General features: G+C 61.2%; 19 protein-coding genes and 4 pseudogenes. 16 read left to right on the top strand and 7 right to left on the bottom strand.

Annotated elements, in window-relative coordinates; all coding sequences use genetic code 11:
* Window positions 1–49: 49 nt before the first annotated feature.
* The 9 genes and pseudogenes from BLU48_RS30460 to dtd form a co-directional block, all read left to right on the top strand.
* The gene (locus tag BLU48_RS30460; protein WP_057025470.1) at window positions 50–901 is read left to right on the top strand and encodes an ABC transporter permease; all 852 of its coding nucleotides are present in this window, start codon (window positions 50–52) and stop codon (window positions 899–901) included.
* Window positions 898–1,722, top strand: coding sequence for a quaternary amine ABC transporter ATP-binding protein (locus tag BLU48_RS30465; protein ID WP_052501115.1), 825 nt, complete (start codon window positions 898–900; stop codon window positions 1,720–1,722). The genes BLU48_RS30460 and BLU48_RS30465 overlap by 4 nt, the downstream gene beginning before the upstream one ends.
* A 152-nt stretch (window positions 1,723–1,874) precedes the next feature.
* Window positions 1,875–3,383 (top strand): histidine ammonia-lyase, encoded by a 1,509-nt coding sequence (gene hutH, locus BLU48_RS30470; protein ID WP_057025474.1) that lies wholly within the window; start codon window positions 1,875–1,877, stop codon window positions 3,381–3,383.
* A gap of 32 nt (window positions 3,384–3,415) precedes the next feature.
* Window positions 3,416–4,948, top strand: coding sequence for a histidine ammonia-lyase (gene hutH / locus BLU48_RS30475; protein WP_057025471.1), 1,533 nt, complete (start codon window positions 3,416–3,418; stop codon window positions 4,946–4,948).
* A gap of 158 nt (window positions 4,949–5,106) precedes the next feature.
* Window positions 5,107–6,516 (top strand): amino acid permease, encoded by a 1,410-nt coding sequence (locus BLU48_RS30480; protein WP_057010625.1) that lies wholly within the window; start codon window positions 5,107–5,109, stop codon window positions 6,514–6,516.
* Between the two features lie 15 nt (window positions 6,517–6,531).
* Window positions 6,532–7,737 (top strand): imidazolonepropionase, encoded by a 1,206-nt coding sequence (gene hutI / locus BLU48_RS30485; protein WP_057025472.1) that lies wholly within the window; start codon window positions 6,532–6,534, stop codon window positions 7,735–7,737.
* 11 nt (window positions 7,738–7,748) lie between these two features.
* The gene (gene hutG / locus BLU48_RS30490; protein ID WP_057025473.1) at window positions 7,749–8,549 is read left to right on the top strand and encodes an N-formylglutamate deformylase; all 801 of its coding nucleotides are present in this window, start codon (window positions 7,749–7,751) and stop codon (window positions 8,547–8,549) included.
* Window positions 8,550–8,791: 242 nt separating this feature from the next.
* Entirely contained in the window at window positions 8,792–9,763 is a 972-nt protein-coding gene (gene pip, locus BLU48_RS30495) for a prolyl aminopeptidase (RefSeq protein ID WP_043047267.1), read from the top strand.
* Window positions 9,760–10,032 (top strand): annotated as a pseudogene (gene dtd / locus BLU48_RS30500) (D-aminoacyl-tRNA deacylase); the annotation flags it as partial. The gene pip and the pseudogene dtd, both read left to right, overlap by 4 nt.
* A 9-nt stretch (window positions 10,033–10,041) precedes the next feature.
* Here dtd and BLU48_RS30505 read toward each other — a convergent pair.
* Entirely contained in the window at window positions 10,042–11,373 is a 1,332-nt protein-coding gene (locus BLU48_RS30505) for an IS4 family transposase (protein WP_082636749.1), read from the bottom strand.
* Between the two features lie 83 nt (window positions 11,374–11,456).
* Here BLU48_RS30505 and BLU48_RS30510 point away from each other — a divergent pair.
* The 7 genes and pseudogenes from BLU48_RS30510 to BLU48_RS30540 form a co-directional block, all read left to right on the top strand.
* Window positions 11,457–11,630 (top strand): annotated as a pseudogene (locus tag BLU48_RS30510) (D-aminoacyl-tRNA deacylase); the annotation flags it as partial.
* Window positions 11,631–11,953: 323 nt separating this feature from the next.
* Complete coding sequence (locus BLU48_RS30515; protein WP_231989073.1) at window positions 11,954–13,633, top strand: glucan biosynthesis protein G; 1,680 nt, start codon at window positions 11,954–11,956, stop codon at window positions 13,631–13,633.
* Window positions 13,626–16,198, top strand: a pseudogene (mdoH, locus tag BLU48_RS30520) (glucans biosynthesis glucosyltransferase MdoH); the annotation flags it as partial. The gene BLU48_RS30515 and the pseudogene mdoH, both read left to right, overlap by 8 nt.
* 185 nt (window positions 16,199–16,383) lie before the next feature.
* Window positions 16,384–17,184: a transporter substrate-binding domain-containing protein gene (locus tag BLU48_RS30525; RefSeq protein ID WP_057023528.1), complete on the top strand. Its 801-nt coding sequence runs from the start codon at window positions 16,384–16,386 to the stop codon at window positions 17,182–17,184.
* A 218-nt stretch (window positions 17,185–17,402) separates the two neighbouring features.
* Window positions 17,403–18,200 (top strand): transporter substrate-binding domain-containing protein, encoded by a 798-nt coding sequence (locus BLU48_RS30530; protein WP_043047263.1) that lies wholly within the window; start codon window positions 17,403–17,405, stop codon window positions 18,198–18,200.
* 130 nt (window positions 18,201–18,330) lie between these two features.
* Complete coding sequence (locus tag BLU48_RS30535) at window positions 18,331–19,290, top strand: amino acid ABC transporter permease (protein WP_043047262.1); 960 nt, start codon at window positions 18,331–18,333, stop codon at window positions 19,288–19,290.
* Entirely contained in the window at window positions 19,283–20,017 is a 735-nt protein-coding gene (locus BLU48_RS30540; protein ID WP_057023527.1) for an amino acid ABC transporter ATP-binding protein, read from the top strand. Before BLU48_RS30535 ends, BLU48_RS30540 begins: the two co-directional genes overlap by 8 nt.
* A 4-nt stretch (window positions 20,018–20,021) precedes the next feature.
* On the opposite strand, the gene BLU48_RS30545 is transcribed toward BLU48_RS30540, so the two are convergent.
* From BLU48_RS30545 to tatB, 6 genes and pseudogenes are all read right to left on the bottom strand, one after another.
* Window positions 20,022–21,929, bottom strand: coding sequence for a methyl-accepting chemotaxis protein (locus BLU48_RS30545; protein ID WP_057023526.1), 1,908 nt, complete (start codon window positions 21,927–21,929; stop codon window positions 20,022–20,024).
* 175 nt (window positions 21,930–22,104) lie between these two features.
* Complete coding sequence (locus BLU48_RS32765) at window positions 22,105–22,977, bottom strand: methyl-accepting chemotaxis protein (protein ID WP_370881245.1); 873 nt, start codon at window positions 22,975–22,977, stop codon at window positions 22,105–22,107.
* Window positions 22,978–23,010: 33 nt separating this feature from the next.
* Window positions 23,011–24,021: pseudogene (locus BLU48_RS32770) on the bottom strand (methyl-accepting chemotaxis protein); the annotation flags it as partial.
* A gap of 203 nt (window positions 24,022–24,224) precedes the next feature.
* Window positions 24,225–24,932, bottom strand: a complete 708-nt coding sequence (locus BLU48_RS30555) for a 16S rRNA (uracil(1498)-N(3))-methyltransferase (protein ID WP_057023524.1) — start codon at window positions 24,930–24,932, stop codon at window positions 24,225–24,227.
* Window positions 24,929–25,720 (bottom strand): twin-arginine translocase subunit TatC, encoded by a 792-nt coding sequence (gene tatC, locus BLU48_RS30560; RefSeq protein ID WP_057023523.1) that lies wholly within the window; start codon window positions 25,718–25,720, stop codon window positions 24,929–24,931. Before tatC ends, BLU48_RS30555 begins: the two co-directional genes overlap by 4 nt.
* On the bottom strand, window positions 25,717–26,112 hold the full coding sequence (gene tatB, locus BLU48_RS30565) for a Sec-independent protein translocase protein TatB (RefSeq protein WP_046070536.1): 396 nt from the start codon (window positions 26,110–26,112) through the stop codon (window positions 25,717–25,719). Before tatB ends, tatC begins: the two co-directional genes overlap by 4 nt.
* Between the last annotated feature and the right edge of the window lie 6 nt (window positions 26,113–26,118).

Here is a 26,118-nt window from a genome sequence, read left to right on the forward strand (position 1 = left end):
CAGGGGTGGCCGGGCGGCTGGCCACAACCCACTGGATCGAGAGCACTATATGTTTCCTGAGAGTTTTACGTTTTCCATCGCCGACTGGGTCAACGGTTGGGTGGACTCGCTGGTTACCAACTACGGCGATGTGTTCCGGCACATTTCCGACACCCTGCTATGGGCCATCGTCAACCTGGAAGGGTTGCTGCGCATGGCGCCCTGGTGGCTGATGCTGGTCATCGTCGGCGGCGTTGCCTGGCACGCCACGCGCAAGCTGGTAACCACGGCGGTGATCGTCGGTTTGCTGTTCCTGGTGGGCGCGGTTGGCCTGTGGGACAAGCTGATGCAAACCCTGGCACTAATGATGGTCGCCACGGTGATTTCGGTGCTGATCGGCATTCCCCTGGGCATCCTGTCGGCGCGCAGCAATCGCCTGCGTTCGGTGCTGATGCCACTGCTCGACATCATGCAGACCATGCCGAGTTTCGTGTACCTGATCCCGGTGCTGATGCTGTTCGGCCTGGGCAAGGTCCCGGCGATCTTCGCCACGGTGATCTACGCCGCGCCGCCACTGATCCGCCTGACGGACCTGGGCATTCGCCAGGTCGATGGCGAAGTCATGGAAGCCATCAACGCCTTTGGCGCCAACCGCTGGCAGCAACTGTTCGGCGTGCAACTGCCGCTGGCGTTGCCGAGCATCATGGCCGGGATCAACCAGACCACCATGATGGCGCTGTCGATGGTGGTGATTGCCTCGATGATCGGCGCCCGTGGCTTGGGCGAAGACGTGCTTGTCGGCATCCAGACCCTCAACGTCGGCCGTGGCCTGGAAGCCGGGCTGGCGATCGTGATTCTCGCAGTGGTCATCGACCGCATTACCCAGGCTTATGGCCGCCCACGGCATGAGGCGAGCAAATGACTACTGTCAGCAAAATCGAAGTAAAGAACGTCTTCAAAATATTCGGCGCGCGTTCCAAGGATGCCCTGGCCATGATCGGCCAGGGCAAGACCAAGGACCAGGTACTGGCCGAGACCGGCTGCGTGGTCGGCGTGAATGACCTGTCCCTGAGCATCGGCACTGGTGAGATCTTCGTGATCATGGGCCTGTCAGGTTCCGGTAAATCCACCCTGGTACGCCATTTCAATCGCCTGATCGACCCCACCAGCGGCGCGATCCTGGTGGACGGCGAAGACATCCTGCAACTGGACATGGAAGCGCTGCGCCAATTCCGCCGGCACAAGATCAGCATGGTGTTCCAGAGCTTTGGTCTGTTGCCCCACAAGAGCGTGCTCGACAACGTTGCCTACGGCCTGAAAGTACGCGGCGAAACCAAGCAGGTGTGTGCCGAGCGCGCCCTGCACTGGATCGAAACCGTAGGCCTCAAGGGCTACGAAAACAAATACCCGCACCAGCTTTCCGGCGGCATGCGCCAGCGTGTGGGCCTGGCCCGGGCCTTGGCGGCCGACACCGACATCATCCTGATGGACGAGGCCTTCAGCGCCCTCGACCCGCTGATCCGCGCCGAGATGCAGGACCAGTTGCTCGAGCTGCAAAAGACCCTGCACAAGACCATCGTGTTTATCACCCACGACCTCGACGAGGCCGTGCGCATCGGCAACCGCATTGCGATTCTCAAGGACGGCAAGCTGATCCAGGTCGGCACGCCGCGCGAGATCCTGCATTCGCCAGCGGATGAGTATGTGGATCGGTTTGTTCAGCGGCGGGCGGCGGTGGTCTGAGCCCAACCCTGTGGTGAGGCGACTGGCGCCATCGGGGGCAAGCCCCCTCCCACATTTGAAATGCATTCCCCCTGTGGGAGGGGCGGTGCGACGATTCGACTTGCCCCCGATTGGGCCGGCAAAGCTGCACAAGAATTGAAGAAGGTATGAAGATGCCCCAGGCAACAACAATCATCATCGCCGACGCGCCGATGCGCTGGCAGGACGTGGCCGCCGTGGCTCGCCATGGCGCTGTGCTCGAGCTCTCGGGCCAGGCCTGGGCGCGCATCGACAACGCCCAGGCCATCGTGCAACGCATCGTCGCCAGCGGCGAGCGCGCCTATGGCGTCAATACCGGCCTGGGCGCCTTGTGCAACGTGTCGCTCAAGGGCGAGCAATTGAGCCAGCTGTCGCGCAATACACTGTTGAGCCACGCCTGTGGCGTCGGCCCGGTGCTCAGCGACGAGCAGACCCGCGCGATCATCTGCGCGGCGATCATCAACTACAGCCACGGCAAGTCCGGCCTGCACCCACAGGTGGTGCACTCGTTGCTGGCGCTGCTCAATCACGGCATCACCCCGCAAGTGCCGTCCCAGGGCTCGGTGGGTTACCTGACCCACATGGCCCATGTCGGCGTGGCCTTGCTCGGCGTCGGCAATGTGAGCTATCGCGGCCAGGTGGTCACGGCGCAACACGCTTTGCAGGCTGAAGGCTTGCAACCCGTGGTGCTCGGCGCCAAAGACGGTCTGTGCCTGGTCAACGGCACGCCGTGCATGACCGGCCTGAGCTGTCTGGCCTTGGCCGATGCCCACCATTTGCTGCAATGGGCCGATGTGATCGGTGCCATGAGCTTCGAAGCCCAACGCGGCCAGATCGACGCCTTTGACGAAGCGATTATCGCCCTCAAGCCGCACCCGGGCATGCAGCAGGTCGGCAGCAACCTGCGCGCCTTGCTCGACGGCAGCGAAGTCATCGCCAGCAGCAAAGGTATTCGCACCCAGGACGCCCTGAGCATTCGCTCGATCCCGCAGATCCACGGCGCCGCTCGCGATCAGCTTGAGCACGCCACCCGCCAGATCGAGACTGAACTCAACAGCGCCACGGACAACCCACTGCTGCTTGGCACGCCGGATAACTATCGCGTGGTATCCCAGGCCAACCCGCACGGCCAGTCCGTAGCGCTGGCGGCGGACATGCTGGCGATTGCCATGGCCGAAATCGGCTCCGTGGCCGAACGTCGCCTGGACCGCCTGATCAACCCGCACGTCAGCGGCTTGCCGGCGTTCCTGGTCAGCAACCCCGGGGTCAACTCCGGGATGATGATCGTGCAGTACGTCGCCGCATCCTTGTGCGGGCAGAACCGCCAACTGGCGCAACCGGCGGTGCTCGACAACTTCGTCACCTCGGGCCTGCAGGAAGACCACTTGAGCATGGGCACCAACGCCGCGCTCAAGCTGCACCAGGTGCTGGCCAACGTCACCCAGATCCTCGCCATCGAGTATCTGCTGGCAGCCCAGGCGTTCGAATTCCTCAAGGACCAGCGCTTCGGCGTGGGCACCGACCACGCCTGGCGCTTGCTGCGCGAAGTGGTCCCCGCTTACGAGCAGGACCGTTGGCTGGCGCCGGATATTGCCGCCGCTGCCCAGTTGCTTAAAGACACTGCGTTACCGAATTTGCACTGAACACCTAAGAATAATTCACAAGGAGAACGAATGTGACTGCGCTAAACCTGATTCCAGGCCAACTGACCCTCGCCCAGCTGCGGGCCATCTACCAGCAGCCGGTAACCCTCAGCCTGGATGACAGCGCCTCGGCCCAGATTGAAGCCAGCGTCGCCTGTGTGGAGCAGATTCTCGCCGAGAACCGCACCGCCTATGGCATCAACACCGGTTTCGGCCTGCTGGCCTCGACCCGCATCGCCAGTGAAGACCTGGAAAACCTCCAGCGTTCCCTGGTGCTGTCCCACGCCGCTGGCGTCGGTGAGCCGATCAGCGATGCGCTGGTGCGGCTGGTCATGGTGCTCAAGGTCAACAGCCTCAGCCGCGGGTTCTCCGGGATCCGTCGCCAGGTGATCGACGCGCTGATCGCGCTGATCAACGCCCAGGTGTACCCGCACATTCCGCTGAAAGGTTCGGTCGGCGCCTCTGGTGACCTGGCGCCATTGGCGCATATGTCCCTGGTGCTGCTTGGCGAAGGCAAAGCGCGTTACAAGGGCGAATGGCTGGAAGCCACCGCAGCGCTGAAAGTTGCTGGCCTCACACCGCTGACCCTGGCCGCCAAAGAAGGCCTGGCCTTGCTCAACGGCACCCAGGTATCCACCGCTTACGCATTGCGCGGCCTGTTCGAAGGTGAAGACCTGTTTGCCGGCGCGCTCACCTGCGGCGGCCTCACCGTGGAGGCCGTACTGGGTTCGCGCTCGCCGTTCGATGCGCGTATTCATGCGGCGCGTGGCCAGCGTGGGCAGATCGATGCGGCTGCGGCCTATCGTGACCTGCTGGGCGAAAGCAGCCAGGTGTCGCAGTCGCACCAGAACTGCGACAAGGTGCAAGATCCGTACTCCCTGCGTTGCCAGCCACAGGTCATGGGCGCCTGCCTGACTCAGTTCCGCCAGGCCGCCGAAGTGCTGGTGGTCGAAGCCAACGCGGTATCGGATAACCCGCTGGTATTTGCCGCCGAAGGCGACGTGATTTCCGGCGGTAACTTCCACGCCGAACCGGTGGCCATGGCCGCTGACAATATGGCTTTGGCCATCGCCGAAATAGGCTCCCTGAGTGAGCGGCGCATCTCGCTGATGATGGACAAGCACATGTCGCAACTGCCGCCGTTCCTGGTAGGCAATGGTGGGGTGAACTCCGGTTTCATGATCGCCCAGGTCACTGCCGCTGCGCTCGCCAGCGAGAACAAGGCACTGGCCCATCCCCATAGCGTCGACAGCCTGCCGACCTCGGCGAACCAGGAAGACCACGTCTCCATGGCCCCGGCCGCGGGCAAGCGCCTGTGGGAAATGGCCGAGAACACCCGTGGCATTCTCGCGGTGGAATGGCTTGCAGCCTGCCAGGGCCTGGACCTGCGCGACGGCTTGAAAACCTCGCCTGCGCTTGAAAAAGCCCGGAGCATCCTGCGCGACAAAGTAGCGTTCTACGACAAGGACCGCTTCTTTGCCCCGGACATCAATGCCGCCAGCGAACTGCTTGCCACCCGTTGCCTGAATGAGCTGGTGCCGGCCAAGTTGCTGCCAAGCCTTTAAGCTCACCGGTACCCAATGTGGGAGCTGGCTTGCCTGCGATAGCGGTGTATCTGCGCCAGATGGGCTGGCTGGAAGTCCGCCATCGCAGGCAAGCCAGCTCCCACATTGATTTTCGCCAGATTCAGATTTTCTCGGGATAAGAATAATAGGGAAGAGAAATGCACCAACAAGAAAAGGGTTTGAAACGCGGGCTCAACGCCCGACATATTCGCTTCATGGCACTCGGTTCCGCGATCGGCACCGGGCTGTTCTATGGCTCCGCCTCGGCCATCCAGATGGCCGGCCCTGCCGTGCTGCTGGCCTACCTGATCGGCGGCGCCGCGGTGTTCATGGTGATGCGCGCCCTCGGTGAAATGGCTGTGCACAATCCGGTATCCGGCTCCTTCGGCCAGTACGCCAGCACCTACCTGGGCCCCATGGCCGGGTTTATCCTCGGTTGGACCTATGCATTTGAAATGATCATCGTCTGCCTGGCCGACGTCACCGCCTTCGGCATCTACATGGGCTTCTGGTTTCCTGAGGTCGCCCGTTGGGTCTGGGTGCTGGGCATCGTGTTTTTGATCGGCGGCCTGAACCTGTGCAACGTCAAGGTTTTTGGCGAGATGGAGTTCTGGCTGTCACTGCTCAAGGTCGGCGCTATCGTGGCGATGATCCTCGGCGGGTTCGGCATCATGCTGTTCGGCATTCACTCGGCGGGTGAAACCCAGGCCAGTGGCTTGAGCAACCTGTGGGCCCACGGCGGCTTCATGCCCAACGGTATCGGCGGGCTGATTGCCTCGTTTGCGGTAGTGATGTTTGCCTTTGGCGGGATCGAAATCATCGGCATCACAGCCGGCGAAGCCAAGGACCCGCAGCGGGTTATCCCCAAGGCGATCAACGCGGTGCCGCTGCGCATCCTGTTGTTCTACGTGCTGACCCTGTTCGTGCTTATGGCGATCTACCCATGGCCGCAGATCGGCAGCCAGGGCAGCCCGTTCGTGCAGATCTTCAGCAACCTGGGAATCGGCTCGGCGGCGACCATCCTCAACATCGTGGTGATCTCGGCGGCCGTGTCGGCGATCAACAGCGACATCTTCGGCGCTGGCCGCATGATGTACGGCCTGGCCCAGCAAGGGCAGGCGCCCAAGGGTTTTGCGCAGTTGTCCAGGCAGGGCGTGCCGTGGATGACTGTAGTGGTGATGGGCGCCGCGTTGCTCGGCGGTGTGGTGCTCAACTACCTGATCCCGGAAAACGTGTTCCTGCTGATCGCGTCGATTGCCACCTTCGCCACCGTGTGGGTGTGGCTGATGATTTTGTTCACCCAGGTCGCCATGCGTCGCTCCATGACCAAGGAACAGGTCGCCGAGCTGAAATTCCCGGTACCGTTCTGGCCCTATGCGCCGGCAGCGGCCATTGTGTTCATGCTGTTTGTGTTTGGCGTGCTCGGTTACTTCCCGGACACCCAGGCGGCCTTGATGGTCGGCGCCGTGTGGATCGTGCTGCTGATACTCGCTTACTTGCTGTGGGTCAAGCCCGCCGCCGGGCAAACGGCCAGGGTCCACTACGACCCGGCCTTGTCTCATCGATAACTTAGGGAGGCGTTAATGAAAACCCTTTGGCACCACTGCCACGTCGCAACCATGGCCCAGGGCAAATACTCGATCATCGAGGACGCCGCCATGGTGACTGTCGGCTCGCTCATCGAGTGGGTCGGCCCCCGCAGCCAGGCACCCACGGTGGATTACGCCCAGGTGCATGACCTGCAAGGCGCGTGGGTCACCCCCGGGCTGATCGACTGCCACACCCACACGGTGTTCGGCGGCAATCGCAGCGGCGAATTCGAGCAGCGCCTTGAGGGCGTCAGCTACGCCGACATCGCGGCCAAGGGCGGCGGTATCGCCAGCACCGTGCGTGCCACTCGCGCTGCCACGGAAGATGATCTGTTTGCCAGCGCTGAAAAGCGCCTGCGCAGTTTGCTGCGTGATGGCGTGACCACGGTGGAGATCAAATCCGGCTACGGCCTGGACCTGGCCAACGAACGCAAGATGCTGCGCGTGGCCCGGCGTCTGGGTGACGCGCTGCCAGTCAGTGTGCGCGCCACGTGCCTGGCCGCCCACGCGTTGCCGCCGGAGTACAAGGATCGCGCCGACGCCTACATCGAGCACATCTGCACCGAGATGCTGCCGGCCCTGGCTGCAGAAGGGTTGGTGGATGCGGTGGACGCCTTCTGCGAATACCTGGCGTTTTCCCCGGAGCAGGTTGAGCGTGTATTTAAAGTCGCCCAGCAGCTCGGCCTGCCGGTGAAGCTGCACGCCGAGCAACTTTCGTCCCTGCACGGTTCAAGCCTGGCGGCGCGTTACCACGCGCTGTCGGCGGATCACCTGGAGTTCATGACCGAAGACGACGCCATCGCCATGGCTGCTGCCGGCACCGTCGCCGTCTTGCTACCGGGGGCTTTCTACTTCCTGCGTGAAACCCAGTTGCCGCCGATGGAGGCCCTGCGCAAGCACGGGGTGAAGATCGCCATTGCCAGCGACCTCAACCCTGGCACCTCGCCGGCGTTGTCGGTGCGCCTGATGCTGAACATGGCCTGCACCCTGTTCCGCATGACCCCGGAAGAAGCCCTGGCCGGCGCCACGCAACATGCGGCTACCGCGTTGGGCATGGGCGACACCCATGGTTCCCTGGAAGTGGGCAAAGTTGCAGATTTTGTCGCCTGGCAGATCGATCGTCCCGCCGACCTGGCCTACTGGCTGGGCGGCGAGCTGGATAAACGCGTCGTGCGCCATGGCGCCGATGTCACAGTTTAAGGAGAAGCGTTGTGGATAAGGTCCTGACATTCAAACAAGGCCGCGTACCGCTGCTGATCAGCATGCCCCACGCCGGCCTGCGCCTGACGCCTGCGGTCGAGGCCGGGTTGATCCCCGAGGCGCAAAGCCTGCCGGACACCGACTGGCATATCCCCTTACTGTACGACTTTGCCGAAGAACTAGGCGCCAGCACCCTGGCCGCGGAGTACTCGCGGTTTGTCATCGACTTGAACCGGCCCTCGGATAACAAGCCGCTTTATGCAGGCGCCACCACCGGCCTGTACCCGCAGACGCTGTTCGATGGCGTGCCGCTGTTTCGTGAAGGGCAGACGCCCTCCGAGGAAGAGCGTGCGACCTACCTGCAGAAGATCTGGGGCCCTTATCACCGCCAGCTGCAAGAAGAACTGGCGCGCCTGAAGGCCGAGTTTGGCTACGCGCTGCTGTTCGATGCGCACTCGATCCGCTCGGTAATCGCGCACCTGTTCGACGGCAAGTTGCCGGACTTCAACCTCGGTACCTTCAACGGCGCCGCATGCGATCCGGAACTGGCCAGCCAGCTCGAAGCCATCTGCGCCGCGCATCCCCAGTACACCCATGTGCTGAACGGGCGTTTCAAGGGCGGCCACATCACCCGGCACTACGGCGACCCGGCGCAGGATGTCCATGCCGTGCAACTGGAGTTGTGCCAGAGCGCGTATATGGAGGAGTTTGAGCCGTTTCGCTATCGTCCCGACCTGGCTGAACCGACCCAGGTGGTGTTGAAGCAACTGCTGCAAGGGTTTTTGTCTTGGGGGCAAAGCCGGTACCGATGATTCAGGGTGTGGCTCAAATAGCTATCGGGAGCAAGCCCCCTCCCACATTTTGACTGCATTCACACAGTCCAAATGTCGGAGGGGCTGGAGGGGTCGACTGTAGGATTATCTGCGGAGCGAACTGCTGACACAGGTCTAAGTGCTCAAGGACATGCTCATTGCACAATTCGGGTTTATGATGCCTGACGGCAAAATAATAGACGTCCCCCCAGGGATGAACCCGACACCCTACGGAGCGCGCAATGCAGACTTGGTACCCGCAGATCAAACCCTACGCCCGGCATGATCTGGCTGTCGATGACACCCACACCCTGTATGTCGATGAAAGTGGCTCCCCCGAAGGCTTGCCTGTCGTGTTCATCCACGGTGGCCCAGGTGCCGGTTGCGACGCCCAGAGCCGCTGCTATTTCGACCCGAACCTGTACCATATTGTGACCTTCGACCAGCGTGGCTGCGGTCGCTCGACCCCGCGCGCCAACCTCGAAAACAACACCACCTGGGATCTGGTAGCCGACCTTGAGCGCATCCGCGAGCACCTGGGCATCGACAAATGGGTACTGTTCGGCGGTTCCTGGGGCTCGACCCTGGCCCTGGCCTACGCGCAAACCCATCCCGAGCGCGTGCTTGGCCTTATCGTGCGCGGCATCTTCCTCGCGCGCCCGCAGGACATCCACTGGTTCTACCAGGAGGGTGCGAGCCGCCTGTTCCCGGATTACTGGCAGGACTACCTGGCGCCGATCCCGGTGGAAGAGCGCCACGACATGATCGCCGCCTACCACAAGCGCCTGACCGGCAACGACCAGATCGCCCAGATGCACGCAGCCAAGGCCTGGTCTGGTTGGGAAGGGCGCATGCTGGGCCTGTGCCCGAGCCCGCAGCATGTCGAGCGCTTCTCCGAGCCGCAGCGCGCCTTGTCCATTGCCCGCATCGAATGCCATTACTTCACCAACAACTCCTTCCTGGAACCCAACCAGCTGATTCGCGATATGCACAAGATCGCCCATCTGCCCGGCGTCATCATCCACGGTCGCTACGATATGATCTGCCCGCTGGATAACGCCTGGGAGCTGCATCAGGCCTGGCCCAACAGCGAGCTACAGGTGATTCGCGAGGCCGGGCATGCTGCCTCCGAGCCGGGTATCACCGACGCTTTGGTGCGTGCGACTGGCGAAATGGCACGGCGCCTGCTTGATCTGCCCCCTGAAGAAGCATGAAGGGCCTGTTGCAGCGGGTGCGTGGCGCCCGCGTCGAAGTTGCCGGGGAGGTCGTGGGCGCGATTGACCAGGGTTTGCTGGTGCTGGTCGCCGTCGAACCTTCAGATACGCCCGAGAGCGCCGACAAACTGTTGCACAAGCTGCTTAACTATCGGGTGTTCAGCGACGACGAGGGCAAGATGAACCTGTCGCTCAAGGATATCGGCGGCGGTTTGCTGCTGGTGTCGCAGTTCACGCTGGCGGCGGACACAAAAAGCGGGCTGCGGCCCTAATGCTGTTCACTTAAGCGGAGCAGCCTTACGGTTTACTGGAAACCTGGTTTTTGAGATCTTCACCGTCCTTGGTCTTGATGGCCTTGGGCGGTGATCCAAAAACAGCCCTCCGACTCCCGCCCTCAGTTCTGACAAGCGCCTTCCTGTCGCCGAAATAGGATTAGCCGCAGCCATCACAATCAATTGCACCGCAATGTATTGGCACGCCGGCTTGAAACGAATATCTGATGGTGTGCGACCGAACGCTACGGCAGCTAGACTGGCCTCCCGCCGGATCACGTTGTAAGCCAGTAAAAGCCCCCATACTTCTTGGTATATCAGGTCGATCTTCTTGCTACGCAGAGTCACTGCGTTCTGCTGCATTGAGCTTTTGATGTCTCTGAAGCCCAGCTCTATCTCCCATCGCTCCTGATACAACTTGGCAATCATCTTGGCGCTATAAGTTTCGACGGGCAGTGAAGTCATCACCGTTTTGAGCTTCCCTTGGACTTCATAGCTGACCGCGCGCACCTCCCAGTGACGGGGTAAATTGGGGTTTTGCTTTCTAGCTTGTTGGGACACTTTCATGCGTAACAATCGGTCGTGCTTGCCGTAACGAGCAACCTCTTCGCTTACCACCCCTTTGCGCTCCGGGATCAGCCAGTGGCGATTGATGCCGGCACCGCTCAAGCTCAGTAACAAATTCGCGCTCCAGAAACCCTTGTCGAACAGCGTCACTGAGTGGTCAGGGATTTGTTGAAGAAACTCGTCAGCCAAGCGCATTTCACTGCGCCGATAGGGACTCAGCTGAGCATCCAGAAGCAGGTGCGAACGCACATTCATCAAGGCGACAAGACGCAGCATTGGAAACGGTGTCTGACGATCAGTGCCGGTGTTTCCTGAGCCAAAATGATCTCGTAGCTCCTGATTATCGGGAGTTCGCAGAAGCGCTCCGTCTACTGCAAACACTTGTAAATCCTGCCAGGTATCTCCGTTGTAACGCTCGCCGCCCCATTGACTACCGGTCTTGCGGAACAGCCATTCGACTGGATCAGAGCCTAATCGTTTGCGAGCTTCAGTCACGCCGCTTCTGGCCAGCAAATGATCGCTAGCAAGCCCCTGAGCACAAATATTCAAACGTCTAGCCACTTCATGAACGGGTTCGTCACGAAACAACGCCATGCCCAGAACGAGCCAAAGCACCTGATCGGCTGGCAAGCGGCGCCTACGGATGGTGGCTTGGGAGGAGAGCCCGAGTGCCGATGCGACCCACTCGACGGGGATGTTCTGGGTGAAGGTGCTCAGGTCTGAGAAGTTAAAAAGATCGCCAAGGTCGAGCAGTTCTTGTTGAACAGACATAAAAAATCCGATGCCAGGAGTCTGGCATCGGATTTTCTAGGAAGCCCAGCGTGAGCTCAAATGCTTAAGTGAACAGCATTAGGCTGCGGCCCAGCTTCTCCACAGCGGCGCCGCCGGCCCTGGGCGCGGCGCTTTTTGAGCACTTGTGGTTACAAGCGCAACAATTGCATGGCAAGGTGGCTTCAGGGCGTTTTGGCGCCGATATGCAGGTGCATTTGGTCAATGATGGCCCTGTGACCTTCCTCTTACAGACATGAATGTATTAAAAACGACTTTAATGCTGAAAAACGCAGGTTTTCGCTATAAATACTTCACTGTCCCTGATGCGTTGTCTCGCGGGCTACTAGATAATCGCGCGCTACGGGGATCAGCGTTGTTTGGTCCATTTTTGACTTAGGTAGAGACTTGTCCGATAGCCTTTGGGGAATCATTTGGCCCTAGGGGAGTCGGAACATTGCTCGCCAACCTGGCATATAGATAGCTGGCCGTTGGTTTTTTGATCTGTTTTCGGCGAGGGTTGCTCGTGATTGTTAGTCCCTGTAATGCACCAAAATTGTCTGCCAAACGGTTACGAAACGCACTGGTGACGGGCTCTGCCCTGTTTTGCCTGTTCGGCGCGGGTCAACTGTGGGCATTCAGTCTGGATGATGTGTCGGCCAAGGCAAAAGAGCTGGCCGGGCAGAAATACGAAGCTCCGCGCAGCAATCTGCCGAACGAATTCCGCGAAATGAAATTCGCTGACTACCAGAAGATTCGTTTCCGCAATGAAAAAGCCGAGTGGGCCGATCAGAACACCCCGTTCAAGCTGTCCTTCTATCACCAGGGCATGCATTTCGACACGCCGGTGAAAATCAACGAAGTCACTGCCGACAGCGTGCATGAAATCAAGTACGACCCGACGCGTTTCGATTTCGGCGACGTGAAGTTCGATCCCAAGGCCACTGAGCAGCTGGGTTATGCCGGTTTCCGTGTGCTTTTCCCGATCAACAAGGCCGACAAGCAAGACGAAATCATGACCATGCTCGGCGCCAGCTATTTCCGCGTCGTGGGCAAGGACCAGGTATATGGCCTGTCTGCCCGTGGGATGGCCATTGATACCGCACTGCCGTCCGGCGAAGAGTTCCCGCGTTTCACCGAGTTCTGGATCGAACGTCCAAAACCGGGTGACAAGCACCTGGTGATCTTCGCCCTGCTGGATTCGCCGCGCGCCACTGGCGCCTATCGCCTGATCCTGCGCCCTGGCACCGACACCGTAGTCGATGTGAAATCGCAGATGTACCTGCGCGACAAGGTCAGCAAGCTGGGCGTGGCCCCGTTGACCTCGATGTTCCTGTTCGGCGCCAACCAGCCGTCCAAGGTCCTCAACTACCGTCGCGAGCTGCACGACTCCAGCGGCCTGTCGATCCATGCCGGCAACGGTGAGTGGATCTGGCGCCCGTTGAACAACCCTAAACACCTGTCGGTCAGCAACTTCAGCGTCGAAAACCCGCGTGGGTTCGGCCTGCTGCAACGTGGCCGCAACTTCAGCCACTACGAAGACCTGGACGACAACTACGACAAGCGCCCAAGCGCCTGGATCGAGCCTGAGGGCGATTGGGGCAAGGGCACCGTCGATCTGGTAGAGATCCCGACGGCCGATGAAACCAATGACAACATCGTGGCGTTCTGGAGCCCGGCCGAACTGCCGGAAGTCGGCAAGCCGCTGGACGTGTCCTACCGCCTGCACTGGACCCTGGACGACGCTGCCTTCCATTCGCCGGAGAGCGCCTGGGTCAAGCAGACCCTGCGTTCCACTGGGGACGTGAAGCAATCCAATCTGATCCGTCAGCCCGATGGCAGCGTGGCCTACCTGGTGGACTTCGAGGGCCCGTCCCTGAAGAAACTGCTGCCGGACGCCCCGGTGCGCAGCCAGGTGAGCGTCAGTGACAACGCCGAGCTGGTTGAAAACAGCGTGCGCTACAACGAGCACACCAAAGGCTGGCGCCTGACCCTGCGCATGAAGATCAAGGACGCGGGCAAGCCGACCGAAATGCGTGCGGCACTGGTGCAGGATATCGTGCAGCCAGAGCCTGAGCCGGTTTCCAACCATGTGTTGAAGGCCGACAAAGTCCTGGCCAAGCAGCACGAGAAACAGGCCAAGAAAGACGCGAAAGACAAGCAAGCCCAGCAGCCAGAAGCTGCCCCAGCCACACCGGAGCCGATCAAGACCGAGCAAGTCCTGACCGAAACCTGGAGCTATCAGTTGCCTGCCGATGAGTAATTCCCAAGTCACGCCCGAGACTCTGTCCGAGTACCTGGCGCATCTGCCCATGACGGCCGAGCAGCGCGCCGAGCTGGCGGGCTGCCGCTCGTTCAGCGAGTTGCATGAGCGTCTGTCGTCAAAAACCTTCGACGCACCGACCGACGCCGCCCAGGCCTCGGTCGGCCGTCGGTTGACCCTCAGCACTGCCGAAGAGCTGCAAGACGCCGAAATGCTGGCGCTCGACGCCAGCGGTCGCGTATGCCTCAAGGCCACTCCACCGATCCGCCGGACCAAAGTGGTGCCCGAGCCTTGGCGCACCAATATCCTGGTACGTGGCTGGCGGCGGATCACCGGTCGCACCAATCCGCCCAAGCCACCGAAAGACGAGCGGGTGTTGCCGGCTGCGCGCTGGCGTACCGTGGGTTCGATCCGTCGCTATATCCTGCTGGTGCTGATGCTCGGCCAGACCATCGTGGCTGGCTGGTACATGAAAGGCATCATGCCGTACCAGGGCTGGTCGCTGGTCGACTTCGACGAAATCCGCAACCAGACCCTGCTGCAAACGGCAACCCAGGTACTGCCTTACGCCCTGCAAACCAGCATCCTGATCATGTTCGGGATTCTGTTCTGCTGGGTGTCGGCAGGTTTCTGGACCGCGCTGATGGGCTTCCTCGAGCTGCTGACCGGTCACGATAAATACCGCATCTCCGGTAAAAGTGCCGGCGACGAGCCGATTCCGAAGGATGCGCGCACCGCGCTGGTGATGCCGATCTGCAACGAAGACGTACCGCGTGTATTCGCGGGTTTGCGTGCGACGTTCGAATCGGTGGCCGCCACCGGCGACCTGGATCGCTTCGATTTCTTCGTGCTCAGTGACAGTAACGAGGCCGACATCTGCATCGCCGAGCAGCAAGCCTGGCTCGACGTGTGCCGCGAGGCCGGTGGCTTCGGCAAGATCTTCTATCGCCGCCGTCGCCGCCGCGTAAAGCGCAAGAGCGGCAACCTCGACGACTTCTGCCGTCGCTGGGGCGGTGACTACAAGTACATGGTGGTGCTCGACGCCGACAGCGTGATGAGCGGTGAGTGCCTGACCAGCCTGGTGCGCCTGATGGAGGCCACGCCGGATGCGGGGATCATCCAGACCGCGCCACGGGCGTCGGGCATGGATACCCTGTATGCGCGCATGCAGCAGTTCGCCACCCGCGTGTACGGCCCGCTGTTTACCGCCGGCCTGCACTTCTGGCAGCTGGGTGAATCCCACTACTGGGGTCACAACGCGATCATCCGCATGAAGCCGTTTATCGAGCACTGCGCCCTGGCGCCGTTGCCCGGTAAAGGCGCGTTTGCCGGTGCGATCCTCTCCCACGACTTCGTTGAAGCTGCGCTGATGCGCCGTGCCGGCTGGGGCGTGTGGATTGCCTACGACCTGCCGGGCAGCTACGAAGAACTGCCGCCGAACCTGCTGGACGAACTCAAGCGTGACCGTCGCTGGTGCCACGGTAACCTGATGAACTTCCGCCTGTTCCTGGTTAAAGGCATGCACCCGGTGCACCGTGCGGTGTTCCTGACCGGCGTGATGTCCTACCTGTCGGCGCCGTTATGGTTCTTCTTCCTGGTGTTGTCCACCGCGTTGCTGGCGGTGAATACCCTGATGGAACCGCAGTACTTCATGGCTCCTCGCCAGTTGTACCCGCTGTGGCCACAATGGCATCCGGACAAGGCGGTGGCGCTGTTCTCCACCACTATCGTGCTGCTGTTCCTGCCAAAACTGCTGAGCATCATCCTGATCTGGGCCAAGGGCGCGAAAGAGTTCGGCGGCAAGTTCAAGGTGACCTTGTCGATGCTGCTGGAGATGCTGTTCTCCATGCTGCTGGCGCCGGTGCGGATGATTTTCCACACCCGTTTCGTGCTTGCCGCGTTCCTCGGCTGGGCCGCCACCTGGAACTCGCCGCAGCGTGACGACGACTCCACGCCATGGAGCGAAGCGGTCAAGCGCCACGGGCCGCAAACCCTGCTGGGCTTCCTGTGGGCCCTGCTGGTGGTGTGGTTGAACCCAAGCTTCCTGTGGTGGCTGATCCCGATTGTCGGCTCGCTGATGCTGTCGATCCCGGTGTCGGTGATTTCCAGCCGGGTCAAGCTGGGTCTCAAGTCCCGCGACGAGAGCCTGTTCCTGATCCCTGAGGAATACAATCCGCCGCAAGCGTTGCTGTCGACCGAGCAATACACCCATGAAAACCGCTGGCACGCCCTCAATGACGGGTTTGTGCGTTCGGTGGTCGACCCGCAGCAGAACGCCCTGGCCTGCGCCTTGGCGACTTCTCGGCACCGTGAGGCCGAGCCGATCGAGTACCTGCGCATGGAGCGTGTTCGCCACGCGTTGAAAGTCGGCCCGGCCGGCCTCAACAACAGCGAACGCCTGGCCTTGCTCAGCGATCCGGTGGCTCTGGCACGCCTGCATGAGCAGGTCTGGAGCGAAGGCCACGCAGAGTGGCTTGATGCCTGGCGTGCATCGATCAAGGCTGATCCGCATGCGCCGTTGCTGCCGCTGCAACCGCAGTCGGCCCAGGCTCAACCGGCCTGATTCAGACGCCCCCGAGGGCTCGCCTCGGGGGTGTTCCAGACGCTGGTCCTACAGCGTTTACGGTCCCTTCCTTGTATCGCTAACTCCTTGTTATTTCGAAACAAAAGACCTTTGTTCGAGGCGTATTGCCGTGCCTGTGGCTGGGTTAGCATCGCCCCCCAAAATTTGACTCGCCACGGGGGCATTCATGATCAAGAAGTACTGTGCGGCATTGCTGATTAGCTGTTTCCTATTGGTACACACGGGGCTGCTGAAGGCGGGTGCGCTGGACGATGCTGTTCGCCGTGGTGTGCTGAAAGTCGGCACGACCCCCAATTACGTGCCATTTGAGATGCTTGATAGGCAGGGGCGCATCATCGGCTTTGAAATCGACTTGCTCCATGCCATGAGCCGCGCGCTGGGCGTTCAGCTTGAGCTGGTAGCGGTGCCCTATAAGGAACTGGTGCCGGGGCTGATGGCGAAAAAGTTTGATCTGATTGGCAGCGGCATGACGGTCACTCAGGAGCGCAATCTCAAACTCAATTTCAGCGACTCGTTTATCGTGGTGGGCCAGACCGTGCTGCTGCACCCTCGCCTGGCGGGTGCGGTTTCCAGCATTGAAGACTTGAACCAAAATGGTTATCGGGTCGTCGCCATTGAGGGCACCACGGGACAGGCCGCCGCACGCCGCTTTCTCGGGGCAGCGCGACTCAGCAGTGTGACGACCCCGGAAGAGGGGGTGCGGCAGGTCGTAGAGGGGGAGGTCGACGCCTTTGTGCATGACGCGCCCTACAACCTGATCGCGATGAGCCGGCCGCAGAACAGCGCATTGCTGGCACTGGAACAACCCTTCACCTTCGAACCTCTGGCCTTCGGCTTGAAAAAAGGTGATTACGACAGCCTCAACTGGATCAATCACTTCCTCAACCAGATCGCCCAGGATGGCACCTACGATCGCCTGCATGACAAGTGGTTCACGGACACTGCCTGGGTGTCTGAGCTTGAGTGATCGTCATAACTACTTACACATCAATCAATTGCCCAGTCGCTGCGCCGATGTGTCTACCTCTGCGTTGAACTGCAACGCCGCCGGGGTTTTCCGACATGCGCCGATATGATTTACCCGTGAAACCTTTGTGACAGACAACGAGTGGGTTAGGATCGCACCCCGAAATGGCGCAGCCCTTTGCGCGCCGACCTTATAAGAATCGTTCAGGGGACTTGTTGATGAAAAAGTATCTTTCGATGCTGCTGCTCGGCGTCACTGCGCTGGTCGCTGCCACTGCGGCACAGGCCGGTGCCATCGACGATGCGGTCAAGCGCGGCACGCTGAAAGTCGGCATGGACCCGACCTACATGCCCTTTGAAATGACCGACAAGCGCGGTGAGATCATCGGTTTCGAAGTCGACATCCTCAAGGCCATGGCCAAGTCCATGGGGGTCAAGCTCGAGCTGGTTTCTACAGGCTATGACGGCATCATCCCGGCCTTCCTGACCGGCAAGTTCGACATGATCGGCAGCGGCATGACCCTGACCCAGGAGCGCAACCTGCGCCTGAACTTCAGCGAACCCTTCATCGTGGTCGGCCAGACCCTGCTGATCCGCAAGGAGCTGGAAGGCACGATCAAGTCCTACAAAGACCTGAACGACGAGAAATACCGCCTGACCTCCAAGCTCGGTACCACCGGTGAAATGGTGGCCAAGAAGCTGATCTCCAAGGCCAAGTACCACGGCTATGACAACGAGCAAGAGGGTGTGCTGGACGTGGTCAACGGCAAGGCCGATGCCTTTGTATATGACGCGCCGTACAACGTGGTCGCCGAGAAGAAAGTCGGCAACGGCAAGCTGGTGTTCCTGGAGGAGCCCTTCACCTTCGAGCCCCTGGCGTTCGGTTTGAAGAAGGGTGACTACGACAGCATCAACTTCATCAACAACTTCCTGCACCAGATCAAGAACGACGGCACCTACGATCGCATCCATGACAAGTGGTTCAAGAGCTCCGAGTGGCTCAAGGACATGGAATAAGGCCTGACACCGAGTTGCCTGCATCGCAGGCAAGCCAGCTCCCACATTTGACTGTATTTACACATCAAGTGTGGGAGGGGGCTTGACCCCCGATGGCGACCTATCAGGCAACACATATCCGGAAAGTGAAATGAAACAGAAAAAAGCCCAATGGCCCTGGCACCTGCTCACCGTGGTCGTGCTGGTCGGCCTGGCTGGCGCCTTGTACTACGCCACCTCGCTGATGTCCTACGAGTGGCGCTGGAACCGCGTTCCGCAATACTTTGCCTATCAAGCCGAGACCTCCCAGCGCGCTGCGGATATGTCCACCGTGGTCGAGTTGGTGCGCAAAGGCGACATGGCCGAAGTCACCCTGCGCAATGACGCGGGGGGCGAGCAAAAGCTCACGGTTGCCGACAACAGCCTGCAAGTGGCCCGCGGCGACGATGTGGCTGAAGGCGATGTGGTCGGCGTGACTCGCCAGTGGGCGCTCGGGCCGTTGATGTGGGGCTTGTGGACCACGTTGTGGCTGTCGGTGGTGTCCGGCGTCCTAGGCTTGGCCATTGGCTTGGCGACCGGATTGTGCCGGCTCTCCAAAAACCCGACCTTGCGCGACCTGTCGACGATCTACGTCGAACTGGTGCGCGGTACGCCGTTGCTGGTGCAGATCTTCATTTTCTATTTCTTTATCGGCACGGTACTCAACCTGTCCCGGGAGTTTGCCGGGATCGCCGCGCTGTCGTTGTTCACCGGCGCCTACGTGGCGGAAATCGTCCGCGCCGGGGTGCAGTCCATCACCCGTGGCCAGGACGAAGCGGCGCGTTCCCTGGGATTGAGCGCCAGCCAGTCGATGCGCCATGTGGTGTTGCCGCAAGCCTTCAAGCGCGTGCTGCCGCCCCTGGCCGGGCAATTTATCAGCCTGGTAAAAGACACGTCGCTGGTGTCGGTGATCGCGATTACCGAGTTGCTCAAGAGTGGCCGCGAGGTAATCACCACCTCGTTCTCGCCGTTTGAGATCCTGTTCTGTGTGGCAGGCCTTTACCTGCTGATCAACCTGCCGCTGTCGAAAATGGCCAGCCGGCTTGAGCGGAGGCTCGCCCAAAGTGATTGAAGTGCGCGATCTGGTAAAAGTCTTCGATACCCGTGGGCACGTGGTGCGCGCGGTGGATCATGTCACCACCCAGGTCGCCAAGGGCGAAGTGCTGGTGGTGATCGGCCCGTCCGGCTCCGGCAAGTCCACCTTCCTGCGCTGCCTCAATGGTTTGGAAGAATTCGACTCGGGCTCGGTGAGCATCGACGGCCTGCAACTGGCCGACCCTAAGACCGATGTGAATGCCTACCGGCGCGAAGTTGGCATGGTGTTCCAGCATTTCAACCTGTTCCCGCACATGACCGTGCTGGAAAACCTGTGCCTGGCGCAAAAGGTCGTACGCAAGCGCGGCAAGCAAGAGCGCGAGGCCAAGGCCCTGGCCCTGCTGGAAAAGGTCGGTATCGCACAGAAGGCCCATGAGTTTCCGTCACGGCTGTCTGGCGGCCAGCAGCAGCGGGTCGCGATTGCCCGGGCCCTGGCCATGGAGCCCAAGGTGATGCTGTTTGACGAGCCCACCTCGGCCCTCGACCCGGAAATGGTCGGTGAAGTGCTGGACGTGATGAAGACCCTGGCCCTGGAAGGCATGACCATGGTCTGCGTCACCCACGAGATGGGCTTTGCCCGGGAAGTGGCGGATCGGGTGCTGTTTTTCGACAACGGCAAACTGCTGGAAGATGCCGCGCCCGCCGCCTTCTTCGCCGCTCCCCAGGACCCACGGGCACAAGCCTTCCTGCGCCAGGTGCTGTAGCCGCTCAGACCTTGAAGCGGCCTACCGAACGCGCCAGCTCGGAGCCCAGGCGTGCCAGTTCAACACTGGCCGCCGCCGTCTGCTCACTGGCCGTCGAGGTTTGCTCCGACGCTTCCTTGACCTTCAGTACGCTGCGATTGATCTCCTCGGCTACTGCGCTTTGCTCCTCGGCCGCCGCGGCAATCTGCGGGTTCATTTCCTGGATCACCGAGACCGTGCGGGTGATGCTGGCCAGCGCCTGACCTGCGCGACGCGTCAGTTCCACGCTGTTGTCGGTCAGGCTGAGGCTGTTGTCCATGATGTCGGCAGTGTGTTGTGTGCCCCGCTGCAGCCCCTCGATCAACCCTTCGATTTCCTCGGCTGATTGTTGGGTACGCTGGGCCAGGGTGCGCACCTCGTCGGCGACCACGGCGAAACCGCGACCTGCCTCACCCGCGCGTGCCGCTTCGATAGCGGCGTTGAGGGCCAACAGGTTGGTCTGCTCGGACACCGACTTGATCACCTCCAGCACGCTGCCGATCTTCTGGCTTTCCTGTTGCAGGCCTTGCATCGCCTCGCTTGAGCGGTTCATTTGCTCGGCGAGGTGCTCGATATGGGTAATCGCCTCGGCCACCACCTGGTCGCCCACGCCCGCTTGTTGATCAGCCTCGGTGGCGGCAATCGAGGCTTGTTCGGCATGGCGTGCGACCTCTTGGGAGGTGGCGAGCATTTCGTTCATGGCGGTGGCGACTTGTTCGGTCTCCAGTTTCTGGCCATTGACCCCGGCGCGGGTTTGCTCAGTGACTGTCGACAATTGCTCGGCGGCACTGGCGATCTGGCGGGCGCTGTCGTTTATGCCACCGATCAGGGTGCGCAGGTTCAGGGTCATCTGGCCGATGCTGCGCTGCAATTGGCCCAGTTCATCGCGTCGTGACGTGGTGATGTCGTGGCTCAGGTCACCCTCGGCGATGCGGTTGGCAGTTTGCAGTGCCTGGCGCAGCGGCCTGACGATCTGGCCTGCGATCAACCAGGCAGCAAGGGCGCCGAGCAGTAACGCTGCGCCGGTTACGTAGAGCATCAGCAGGCGCGCCAGGTCGGCCTCCTTATCGCGTTGCAGAGTCTGTTCCTCGCTCAGCCGGTCACTTTGTGACAGCAGTTGGTCCAGCCATTGCTCCAGTTGATTCTGCGTGTTTTCAACGGTGAGCTGCGTGTCTTTCAGGTGATCGAGCTGGGCGCGGTAATCGAGCAGGGCGCTGTTCAGCGCGGTGCTGTCGACCGGCAACGCCGTCACGGCAGACTGGGCGCTGTCGAGGGTTTTGAGCGCAGCGTCCACCGCTTGAGTGTAGAGCTGCAGTGTGTCAGCGGCCCAGGCGGGGGACTTGGCGCGGTCTTCGGCTGCCTCCATGGCTTGGCGCAGGTTCTCGACGCTGTCCAGGGCTTTCTCGTCATTCTGGTCGGGCAAGTCGCTGGACAGTTGTCCAAGGGTGTCACTGGCGGTCACGGAGCTGCTGGCGAGCCGTTTCTGCGCTTGCTCGCGTTGTTCCATCAGATTGGGCAGACCTGCCAGTGCCGTCTTGAAGCGTGCGCCGAGACGACTGGAGTCTTGGACTTGTTGCAGGTGCATGGGGATTTTCAGGCGGTCGGCCAACTCGACCAGATAACCGTCGATTTTCTCCATGTGCCGGCCGAGCTTGTCAAAGCTCGCCGGGTCATTCACGACGCGGTACACAATCCGGTCGGCGCGCAATTCTTCGCCGGTCACGGCGAGGCGCGAAAGGGTGGTCAAGGTTTGAGCGCGAAACAGCGAGGCGTTCAGGGCCTGCCATCCCGTCAGGGCGACAGCCATGCACAGCGCCAGTACCAGGCCGAAGCCAAGGATGAGTTTGAGGGTGACGCTGGTGTTGCCTAATACGCGGGTCAGTGGTCGAAACATGATGCACCTCCATCAGAAAAGAGAGCGCTTCGCACCCCGGCTGACGCAGGTCAGGAGGAGTGAGAACGCTAAATCTTTTCGGCATAGGGCGCGTAAGAATTGACCTGAAAGACGTGTAGGAAATTTCATAAGTTGCAGGCGGCCCAGGACGGGCCGCCACCAGGGTGGGATCAGGTCAGACCCGGAAGCGGCCGACCAAGGCTTGCAGATGAGTGCCCAGGCGCGCCAGTTCGGTACTCGAGGCGGCGGTCTCTTCGCTGGCTGCCGCCGTTTGCTCGGAGATATCGCGCACATTCAGCACGCTGCGGTTGATCTCTTCGGCTACCGCACTTTGTTGCTCGGCGGCGGTGGCAATCTGTGAGTTCATCGCCTGGATGGTTGAGACGGTGCGGGTGATATTGCCCAACGCATTCCCGGCCCGGCGCGTCAGCTCAACGCTGCTTTCGGTCAGCCCACGGCTGTTGTCCATGATGGCCGCTACCTGCTGTGTGCCGCTTTGCAGGCCGACGATCAACTCTTCGATCTCCTCAGTGGACTTCTGCGTGCGCTGGGCCAGGCTGCGCACCTCATCGGCCACCACGGCAAAGCCGCGTCCGGCCTCACCGGCACGCGCCGCTTCAATGGCTGCGTTGAGGGCCAGCAGGTTGGTTTGCTGGGCCACGGACTTGATCACGTCGAGCACGCTGCCGATCTTGTCGCTTTCGCGCTTCAGGTCGCCCATGGCGACCGTTGAGTTGCCGACCTCGGTCGCCAGGCGTTCGATCTGGGCGATGGCTTCACCGACCACCTGGTCGCCTTCACGGGCCTGCTGGTCGGCGGCCACGGCGGCTTCGGACGCCTCCTCGGCATTGCGCGCCACTTCCTGCACAGTGGCGGCCATTTCGTTCATGGCGGTAGCCACCTGGTCGGTCTCGACTTTCTGGCTATTGACCCCGGCGCTGGTCTGCTCGGTCACCGCGGACAACTGTTCGGCCGCGCTGGCGATCTGGGTGACACCCTCGCTGATACCGCCGATCAACTCGCGCAGGCCCACGGTCATGCTCTGCATGGCGCGTTGCAACTGGCCCAGTTCGTCCTGACGGGCGGAATCCAGATTGTGGCTCAGATCGCCGGAGGCCACGCGCTCGGCGACTTTGAGGGTCTGGTTCAGGGGAATGACGATCTGGCGAGTAATGGCCCAGGCAGCGAGCACGCCGAAGATCAGCGCCAGCACGGTGGCGAGCAATAGCCAATATTTGGCCTGGGCGGCATCGTGATCTCGCACGGCGGTTTGCGATGTGGTGAGTTTGTCGCTGTGGCCCAGCAGGATATCGCCTTGGGCGGTCATGATTTTCAACGCCGCCGCACTGGCCACCTGGGCGTCACGATACTGGCTGACTGCAGCGCGGTAGGCTTGCAGTGAAACACCTGCTTCTTGCAGGTTGGCCTGGTACTGCGCCGGCACCTGTCCTTCGAGTTCAGTGACTTTCTTCAGGGCATTGTCGATGGCGTCCAGGGCCGGCTGCTCGGCTTCGACCTTGCCGCTGTAGGTGTAGCCGCGTACCTGGAAGCGCGCTTGCTGGATCAGCTTGCTCAGGTCGACGACGCTATTGAATTGGATGACGCTGTCGCCTTGCAGCAGGGCTTTTTCAACTTCGTTGATCTTGGCCACGGCGTTGTCGGCGGTATCGCCGAGCTTGCTGCGCGCGCCCTCACGCTTGAGGCCCGCCTGGACCATGGCGGTGAAAGCTTTTTTATACTGGTTCAAGGCTTCCAGCTGTTGTTCGACCAAGGCTTTATCGTCGGGTTGCTCAATCAGCTCGGCGGCGGTTTTCAAGCCGCTGTCCAATTGGGCGAGCAGGCCGTTGACCGCGTCGGTGCCTTGTTCGCCGCGGCGCATTTCGAAGTCCAGGCGCGCCAGGCGCAGGTCTTTGGTCAGGCCGTTGAGGCTGGAGATGAAGCCCAGCTTGTCGCCGCGACTGATCACGTCACCCAGGCCGGTCCAGCCGGTAAAGGTGATCAACAGCGTCAGGATCAACACCAGGCCAAAGCCGACGCTCAGCTTGCGGTTGACGCTGACATTCCCCAGTTTCTCGGCTAACCAACGATACATGCTGCGAACTCCCCTGGAACAAGGCTTGGACTTATCCAGAGGCTATCGGCATGGGCATAGGATTCTGTAGCGCCAGAGATCCAATGTGGGAGGGAGCTTGCCCCCGATGGCAGAGTGTCAGTCACCACATTCAGTGATTGATACACCGCTATCGGGGGCAAGCCCCCTCCCACATTTAGGCTGTGGTGTTTTTGGATGTGATGTCAGAACAGTCGGGCGAGCAGTGCGGTGACAGCGGTTTCAACCCGCAGGATGCGTGCACCTAGCTGCACCGGTTGCAAACCGGCTTTAGCCAACAGCTCCACCTCATAGGGGATCCAACCACCTTCCGGACCGATCGCCAGGGTGACAGGCTCATCCAGCCCACGGGGACACGCAGGGTAATCACCGGGATGGCCGATCAGGCCCAGGGTGCCTTCAACCATGGCCGGCAGGCGATCTTCGACAAACGGCTTGAAGCGCTTCTCGATAATGATCTCGGGCAGTACCGTGTCCCGCGCCTGTTCCAAGCCGAGGATGAGTTGCTCGCGCACCGCCTCAGGCTCTAGGAAGGGGGTCTGCCAGAAGCTTTTTTCCACCCGATAGCTGTTGACCAGCACTACCTTCGGCACGCCCATGGCCGCCACCGTTTGCAGCACTCGGCGCAGCATTTTCGGGCGGGGCAGGGCCAGCAGCAGGGTCAGGGGCAGTTTGGACGGCGGCGATTGATCGAAGCTGACTTGCAGCTCGGCTTCACCGACGTCCAGGCGCAGCAGTTGGGCATTGCCCATCAGTCCACCAATGTGGCCCACACGCAGGTAGTCACCCACAACGGCGCGGTGGACTTCCTGCATATGCACCAGACGCCGATCACGCAGCACCACCCGGTCCGCCGCGATAAAGTCGGCATCGAGAAGCAGCAGCAGGTTCACGGCTGGGTCGCTGGCGGCTGGTCGTCGTCGGCAGCCTGATTATCCGGGTGTTCGCCACGCTTGCTGATCAAGCCGCTGAACAGGATGCCCACTTCGAACAGCATCCACATCGGTACGGCCAACAAGGTCTGGGAGAAGATATCCGGCGGCGTGAGGATCATGCCGACCACGAAGCAGCCGATGATCACGTACGGGCGGATCTTCTTCAGGTACTTGACGTCGACTACGCCGATCCATACCAGCAACACCACGGCCACGGGGATTTCGAAAGCGACGCCGAAGGCGAAGAACAGTGTCATCACGAAGTCGAGGTAGCTGGTGATGTCGGTCATCATCTCCACACCGGCCGGGGTGGCAGCGGCGAAGAACTTGAAGATCAGCGGAAACACCAGGAAGTACGCGAAGGCCATGCCGGTGTAGAACAGCAGGATGCTCGACACCAGCAATGGCACGGCGATGCGCTTTTCATGCTTGTACAGGCCCGGGGCGATAAAGCCCCAGATCTGATGCAGGATCACCGGGATCGCCAGGAACAGCGAGACCATCATGGTCAACTTCAACGGCGTCAGGAACGGCGACGACACATCGGTGGCGATCATTGTCGCGCCGACGGGCAGGTACTGGCGCAACGGCGTGGAAACGAAGGTGTAGATCTGCTGGGTAAAGGCGAACAACCCGGCAAAAATGATGAAGATTGCCGCTACGCAACGCAGCAGGCGGGTACGCAGCTCGGAGAGGTGCGAGACCAGCGGCATGTGCTGGTCGTTTTCCGGTTTATCAGCGCTCATGGGGCTCGCGGCGGCAATGTAGGGTCATGGGGCGCGGGCGACGCAACGGGCGTCGGCGCGGGCTCTGTCGGAGCGGGCTCGGCAGCGGGGGCGGGCGCGATACTGTGATCGGCCACCGGTGGTGTAGCCGGCTTGGCCGGTTCTTGCACCGGGGAGAGAATCTTGCGTGCCTCCTGCTCCAACGACAGGATATGTTCGTTGTGCAATTGTCGGCGGATCTCGTCGGCACCGATTTCCCGTTCAACCTCCTGTTTGATCGCGTTGAAACTGCGTTTCAGGCGCCCGATCCACAGGCCGGCGGTGCGTGCGGCGCCGGGCAGGCGTTCCGGCCCCAGTACCAGCAGGGCCACCAGGCCGACGAGCAGCAGTTCAGAGAAGCTGATACCAAACATTAGTCA

This window comes from Pseudomonas synxantha (assembly GCF_900105675.1).
Classification (GTDB): Bacteria; Pseudomonadota; Gammaproteobacteria; order Pseudomonadales; family Pseudomonadaceae; genus Aquipseudomonas; species Aquipseudomonas synxantha.

Coding starts and splice junctions, on each gene's coding strand:
- BLU48_RS30460 (WP_057025470.1), top strand. CDS start 50: ATGTTTCCTGAGAGTTTTACGTTTTCCATCGCCGACTGGGTCAACGGT.
- BLU48_RS30465 (WP_052501115.1), top strand. CDS start 898: ATGACTACTGTCAGCAAAATCGAAGTAAAGAACGTCTTCAAAATATTC.
- hutH (WP_057025474.1), top strand. CDS start 1,875: ATGCCCCAGGCAACAACAATCATCATCGCCGACGCGCCGATGCGCTGG.
- BLU48_RS30480 (WP_057010625.1), top strand. CDS start 5,107: ATGCACCAACAAGAAAAGGGTTTGAAACGCGGGCTCAACGCCCGACAT.
- hutI (WP_057025472.1), top strand. CDS start 6,532: ATGAAAACCCTTTGGCACCACTGCCACGTCGCAACCATGGCCCAGGGC.
- pip (WP_043047267.1), top strand. CDS start 8,792: ATGCAGACTTGGTACCCGCAGATCAAACCCTACGCCCGGCATGATCTG.
- BLU48_RS30505 (WP_082636749.1), bottom strand. CDS start 11,373: ATGTCTGTTCAACAAGAACTGCTCGACCTTGGCGATCTTTTTAACTTC.
- BLU48_RS30525 (WP_057023528.1), top strand. CDS start 16,384: ATGATCAAGAAGTACTGTGCGGCATTGCTGATTAGCTGTTTCCTATTG.
- BLU48_RS30530 (WP_043047263.1), top strand. CDS start 17,403: ATGAAAAAGTATCTTTCGATGCTGCTGCTCGGCGTCACTGCGCTGGTC.
- BLU48_RS30535 (WP_043047262.1), top strand. CDS start 18,331: ATGAAACAGAAAAAAGCCCAATGGCCCTGGCACCTGCTCACCGTGGTC.
- BLU48_RS30545 (WP_057023526.1), bottom strand. CDS start 21,929: ATGTTTCGACCACTGACCCGCGTATTAGGCAACACCAGCGTCACCCTC.
- BLU48_RS32765 (WP_370881245.1), bottom strand. CDS start 22,977: ATGCAGAGCATGACCGTGGGCCTGCGCGAGTTGATCGGCGGTATCAGC.
- tatC (WP_057023523.1), bottom strand. CDS start 25,720: ATGAGCGCTGATAAACCGGAAAACGACCAGCACATGCCGCTGGTCTCG.
- tatB (WP_046070536.1), bottom strand. CDS start 26,112: ATGTTTGGTATCAGCTTCTCTGAACTGCTGCTCGTCGGCCTGGTGGCC.